This window comes from Limosilactobacillus fastidiosus, assembly GCF_014145505.1.
GTDB lineage: Bacteria > Bacillota > Bacilli > Lactobacillales > Lactobacillaceae > Limosilactobacillus > Limosilactobacillus fastidiosus.
The window spans coordinates 47485-53484 of record NZ_JACIUZ010000038.1 but is presented as its reverse complement, the minus strand read 5'-3'; the positions used below and the strand labels follow the sequence as shown (position 1 = coordinate 53484).

The following is a 6000-nucleotide window of genomic DNA, read 5'->3' as shown; positions in this document are numbered from 1 at the left end:
ACCTTCTTTACATGATTTTTGTGGTGAATTGATTGTACAATACGAGGGCAACAGTTGTCCTTTTTTGTGTACAAAAAACTGGTATTGATTTTTCATCAATACCAGATAGTGTATACCCGATTAAATGACAAAAGCCATCCAGAAGTGATCACCTCTGGATGGCTTTTTTATCATTCGTTTGAAAATGTTGAGCTCACAATTATTTCTAGGCTTCGCTGGCTCACACACTCTTTTTAATAATGCTTCATTACCCTTTCCATCTCCCGGTTGGCTTCGCGACGTTTAATGGATTCACGCTTGTCGTACTCATGTTTCCCTTTAGCGAGGCCAAGAAGAACCTTAGCATATCCATGCTTGATATACATTTTTAATGGTACTAGGGTAACCCCCTTGTCTTGGAGAGCACCGGCAATTTTATGAATCTCCTTCTTATGGAGAAGAAGTTTCCGGTTGCGGAGTGGGTCCTGGTTAAAGTAAGTCCCATTATCATACTCACTAATATGAACATTCATTAACCAAGCTTCACCATTCCGAATTTGAGCAAAACCATCTTTTAAATTTACCCGATGGGCACGAACAGATTTAATCTCAGTTCCGGTCAAAACTAGTCCTGCTTCATAAGTATCCGTCACAAAATAATCATGGCGAGCCTTTTTATTTTGAGCAATTAAATTATCATTACTTTGTTTCCTTTTGGCCATGGTATCCCTCCATTAGGTCAAAATATTAGTGACGACGCTGATGATGACCTTCAAAATCACGAGAGTTGTTATGATGACGGGTCTGACCACGGTTAATTTGCCGATTATTCAGGTGACCATTCTCATGATCGTTATGCTTCCACTTTCCTTGAGTATTCCGGAAGCGTTCCTTATTATGACCATGACGGTGATTATTATGACGACCTCCTCGGCCACCACGACGTCGATCATCATTATGAGGAACCCGGATCTTGGTTGTTGGGGCTTCTTTAGGGTTAACCAACTCAAAATCAACTTCACGCAGATCCTTATCAACCCGAACCAACTTAACCTTAATTGGCTGACCAATTTGGAAGATTCGGTGGTGACTACGTCCAATTAAAGCCATATGCTTTTCAGAATATTCATAGTAGTCATCATTCATTACACTAATATGAATTAGCCCTTCCACGGTATTTTCTAGTTCAACAAATAAGCCGAACTTCATCACTGAACTAACGACAGCATCAAAAGTTTCCCCAACATGGTCTTCCATGTATTCAGCCTTCTTCATGCTGTCAACGTCTCGTTCAGTATCGATTCCCCGTCGTTCAGTAAATGATGTGTGTTCCGCAATCTCAGGCAAGCGATCACGCCAAGCAGCCTTGGCTTTTTCATCCTTACCATGCTTCTCGTACCACTTAATTAAACGGTGAACAGTGTCATCAGGATAACGGCGAATTGGTGAAGTAAAGTGTGTGTAGTAGTTTGCGCCTAAGCCAAAGTGACCGACTTCTTCATCGTCATACTTTGCCTGTTGCATACTTCGTAGCATCATTACCTGGACCATCTGTTCTTCTGGCTTTCCAGCAACCTGCTTCAAAACATTTTGAAGCATCTTGGGCTTGATATTATTAACATCACCATGAGCATTAATTCCGAAGACACTCAAAAACTCGAAGAAAGACTTAACCTTCTCGTTATCAGGTTGTTCGTGGATCCGGTAAAGAAATGGCACGTGTTCTTTGTAATAATGCTCGGCAACAGTTTCATTGGCAGCCAACATGAATGATTCGATCATCCGTTCGGCCAACCCTCGTTCTCGGAGTTGAATGTCGGTTGGGTGTCCCTTGTCATCAACAACGATCTTTGCTTCCGGAGCTTCAAAATCAATTGCACCGCGCCGTTTCCGAGCATTTAGAAGGATTTTGTGGATATCCCGCATAGTTTCAAACATTGGGACTAGTTCTTTATATTGGGCCATTGTTTTGGCATCGTGAGATTCCAAGATCCGGTTAACAGCCTTATAAGTCATCCGGGCATGTGACCGCATAACACTTGGGAAAATCCGGTGTTTAACAATCCGGCCTTGTTCATCAATTTCCATTTCACAACTCATTGAAAGTCGCTCTTCTCCTGGATTTAACGAACAGATACCGTTAGAGAGGCGTTTAGGGAGCATGGGAACCACCCGATCAGTTAAGTAAACGGAAGTTCCCCGTTTAAATGCTTCCTTATCAAGGGCAGAACCAGGCTTTACATAGTGACTAACATCAGCAATGTGAACCCCAAGATGGTAGTGACCGTTATCCATCTTCCAAGCAACAACTGCGTCATCCAAGTCTTTTGACTCAATGGCATCAATTGTCACAAGTGGTTGATTAGTGATGTCTTCCCGCCCCTTCTTCTCTTCAGGCAGAACCTTTAAAGGAATCTTATTCGCCTCATCCATTACTTCCTTGGGAAATTCATGAGGAACATCATGAGCATAGATTACCGAAAGAATATCAATTCCTGGCTCATCTTTATCTCCGATTACTTCGTTAACTGCCCCAGTCATGATTTCGGGAGTCTCATCATCAGGGTAGGTAGCAACAGTTGCCGTTGCCACTTGACCATCCATTGGTTTGAGACCCTGATCATTGACGAAGAACCGATAATTAGAAAGCTTTTTATCCTTAAGGAGGATTTCACCAACATACTTTCCAACAGTTTCCTGCTTAAATTCACCAACGATCTGATCATAATTGTGTTCAACGATCTTAACAACTTGGCCTTCCGGACCCTGATCGCTTCCCGACTTAGCGGGACGCAAAATTTTAACTTCAACCTGATCACCATTCAAAGCGTGCATCGTATGATCGGGGTTAATATACATATCCGGTAGATCGGGGTCATAATCAACAAAGCCAAACCCTTTACCATTAGCATGGAAGGTACCAACAATCGCTTGGGGCTTAATTATTGCTTTAAATTCTCCCTGATCCGTTACCTCAACCTGCTTCTCTCGTTCGAGTTCGGCAAGTGTCTGAATGATTGGCGTAAAGGCTTCGGCATCATCCATCTTTAATGCCCGACCTAACTTTTCTGCAGAAAAGCTAACGTTTGCATTATCCTTTAGATAGTCTAATATCTGATCTTTTAGTTTTGTTTTTGTTGTCATATTACACCTCAAATATTTTTTGTAGGAAGTTAGTAACATCAGTAAATAATTGCCGGTGGGCATCATTAACGGTAAGCACGTGCCCCGCTTGTGGGTAATAATGGTAATCAACTGGTGTCCCCTGCGCTAATAATTTATTTTTTAATTTTTCTCCAGAGTGCGGATCAATCATCTCGTCTTTTCCTCCTTGACCAATAAAAAATGGTTGGTGGATCCGATCAAGGTGGTGATCGATTTCTCGAGTCATTTGACTAATTTCGGTTAGTTGCCTAGGTAACAACTGATTAATTTCAGCAATCCGCTCCGTAATCTGCCGCAAGCTTAATCCAGCATTTTGGTAATAAGTAGCAGCTAACCGAGGAAAAAACTGGGGAACGTTAGATTTACCCCAAGTAGTCACGGGCGAAGCAAAAACGCCTCCTCCAGCTAAGCTTGGATCATTTTCTAACGCTTTTGTTGCCAGTAACCCTCCTAATGATAGACCAAGAACCGCTATTTTTTCCATTCGAAGGTCTTTTAACTTGCGAATTGCAAATTGCGTATCCACCCACCAATCATCTGGATTACCTTTTTTTAAAACAGTAAGGGGATCCCTACCATGTCCCGTAAATACTGGAGCATAAATCGTATAATTTTGTCTTTCTAAGTGTCGTGCAAGCATTCGCATGTCCGCACTGCTACTTGTATATGAATGAAGTAAAACAACCCCAAAGCTCCCATGCGGAAATAAAAAAGGCTTGCCCGAGCTAACTTCCATTATTTCTTACTCCTTAAAAATAAAAAAAGGCCTCCTGAATACATGATACAGGAGGCATCGCTACTCTAATGTGATGAAACGAAAACCAAGGCTAAAGCAAGGATAAAGAAAATTGCCCCACAAATTGTAGTGACAACTTGCATTACCGCTTCAAAGCCACGAGCTTTACGCCGTGAGAATAGGTCTCCAGCACCACCGCTTAAAGCAGACATTGCATCATTATCGTTTTTAGCTGGTTGCATCATAACGCATGCAATCAAGACTACACAGTCTATTAAAAATAAAGTCATTAATGTGTTATACAAGGATTTTTCCTCCTAATAATTACCCACTATATCAGATAAATAATAACATACTATTTACCTAATTTCTACATTTTTGGTGCATGAGATGCTTGCTCCAATATTTCTTGTAGCTTGTTCTTATCAGAAATATTCGCCTGAATTACAAGGGTATCTCCTGCTAACAAAACTGTTCTTCCGTTCGGAATAATCTTATCTTCTCCCCGGTAAATTAAGGAAACAATGCAGTCTGCTGGCCAATTATAATCTGCAATCTTGCAACCATCTAGCTCAGAACCGGGGTAAACTGATATGGAAAGTGTTTCTTGGTGAAGTGGCTTCTTCTCGGTCCGTAACCCGATAAAGTTTTCAAACATCTCGGTATAAACCGGCTTACCATGAAGAACATCGACAACTAAGTAAGCAATAATAGAAACCATTGCTAAAGGCATTAAGTGGGCTAGTGAGCCAACCATTTCAGTAATAAGGAGGATTGCAGTAAACGGTGCCTTACTGATGCAAGCAAAGTAGCCAGCCATCGCATAAATAATAAAGTTTGGCAAGTACTGAATTGGCAGGATCCCCCAATTATTCATTAAGGCACAATAAGCTGCACCAAGAACAGCTCCTAAGGTCAAAATCGGAAGAAAAATCCCCCCTGGCAACTGACTCCCGTAACTAATCATCGAAAAAATAAAACGTAGAATAAAGAGGCCCACGAAAAGAGAGAGGGAAAATGGCAAAAGACGTAATTCTGCGATCAACTGATTACCACCGCCAAGAGTATAAGGAAGGTACCAGGCAACCGGAATTACTAGGAGGAACGGAATAATTGGATAAGCTGTAGGCTTGAGCCAAGTGAGCTTTCCGGACCAATAATCAAGGTGCAAAATCACGACCTGATAAAGACGACCGAGGATTCCCAGAATAACCCCTAAAATAATCAAGTGCCAATATAAGCCAACTGGTAGTTCATAGTGATAAGGAACGTTTAGGACTGGTTTAAGCCCAAAAATAGTCATTGAAACCATGTTGGAACAAAGTGAACTAATGAAGGTTGCTAGCCAAATTAACGGTGAAAAGTTATGGTAAACTTCTTCAAGAATAAAAATAGTACTGGCAATCGGCGCATTAAAGGCCGCTGCTAGTCCTGCAGCTGCCCCACTCGCAATCCCTACTCGCCGGTTTAGTGAATCCACATGTGCTGTTTCAGCGACTCCTTGACCAATTGTCGCCCCTAATTGAATAGAAGGTCCTTCCCGACCAAGAAATAGTCCTGACCCAATTGCAAAGATTCCACCAAGGTATTTTCGCCAAAGAACTGGCCACCATTTTTCCTCAAACTGACACTTTAATTGCCCTTCAACTTGAGGAATTCCAGATCCCTTAATATTGGGGTATCGCTGTGCAAAATGGCCCAATATTAGCGCTAAAATAACAGAACCAACTGCCCAGTAAATTAGACCAGTTGGCTGCTGGTGAAAATAGTTAAAGCTAATCTGAACAAATTGCAAAAAATGTTGAATAATTAACCGAAATGTACTAACCACTAATCCTGTTAATAATCCAATAATGATTGCACGAATCAATTGCTTAACTTGGCTATTTTGATTGGTAATTACTTTTTTATCCATTCTATCTCACAACTTTCCTCAAAAGATACAACAAAGTATTGTACTACATCAATTAAGATAAAAAAATAGAAGCTGATAATTAACCTTTTCAAGAGCTTGATTGGCTAACCGAAAACGACGAATGATGATGAAATCATCAGAATCATTCGTCGTTAGGCTCTAAGGAGCTGGTTAATTTCTGCGATTAGACTCTATAAGCTTGGAG

5 protein-coding genes are annotated in these 6000 nt (G+C 41.1%); all 5 read right to left on the bottom strand.

Going from position 1 to position 6000, the window contains the following annotated elements; genetic code table 11:
* Positions 1-233 precede the first annotated feature (233 nt).
* Positions 234-701: an SsrA-binding protein SmpB gene (gene smpB, locus H5R64_RS05695; RefSeq protein WP_182580984.1), complete on the bottom strand. Its 468-nt coding sequence runs from the start codon at positions 699-701 to the stop codon at positions 234-236.
* Positions 702-726: 25 nt separating this feature from the next.
* The gene (rnr, locus tag H5R64_RS05690; protein WP_182580985.1) at positions 727-3123 is read right to left on the bottom strand and encodes a ribonuclease R; all 2397 of its coding nucleotides are present in this window, start codon (positions 3121-3123) and stop codon (positions 727-729) included.
* A gap of 1 nt (position 3124) precedes the next feature.
* The gene (locus H5R64_RS05685; RefSeq protein WP_182580986.1) at positions 3125-3880 is read right to left on the bottom strand and encodes an alpha/beta hydrolase; all 756 of its coding nucleotides are present in this window, start codon (positions 3878-3880) and stop codon (positions 3125-3127) included.
* Between the two features lie 65 nt (positions 3881-3945).
* The gene (secG, locus tag H5R64_RS05680) at positions 3946-4185 is read right to left on the bottom strand and encodes a preprotein translocase subunit SecG (protein WP_182580987.1); all 240 of its coding nucleotides are present in this window, start codon (positions 4183-4185) and stop codon (positions 3946-3948) included.
* Between the two features lie 65 nt (positions 4186-4250).
* Positions 4251-5795: a ClC family H(+)/Cl(-) exchange transporter gene (locus H5R64_RS05675; RefSeq protein ID WP_182583027.1), complete on the bottom strand. Its 1545-nt coding sequence runs from the start codon at positions 5793-5795 to the stop codon at positions 4251-4253.
* Positions 5796-6000 lie beyond the last annotated feature (205 nt).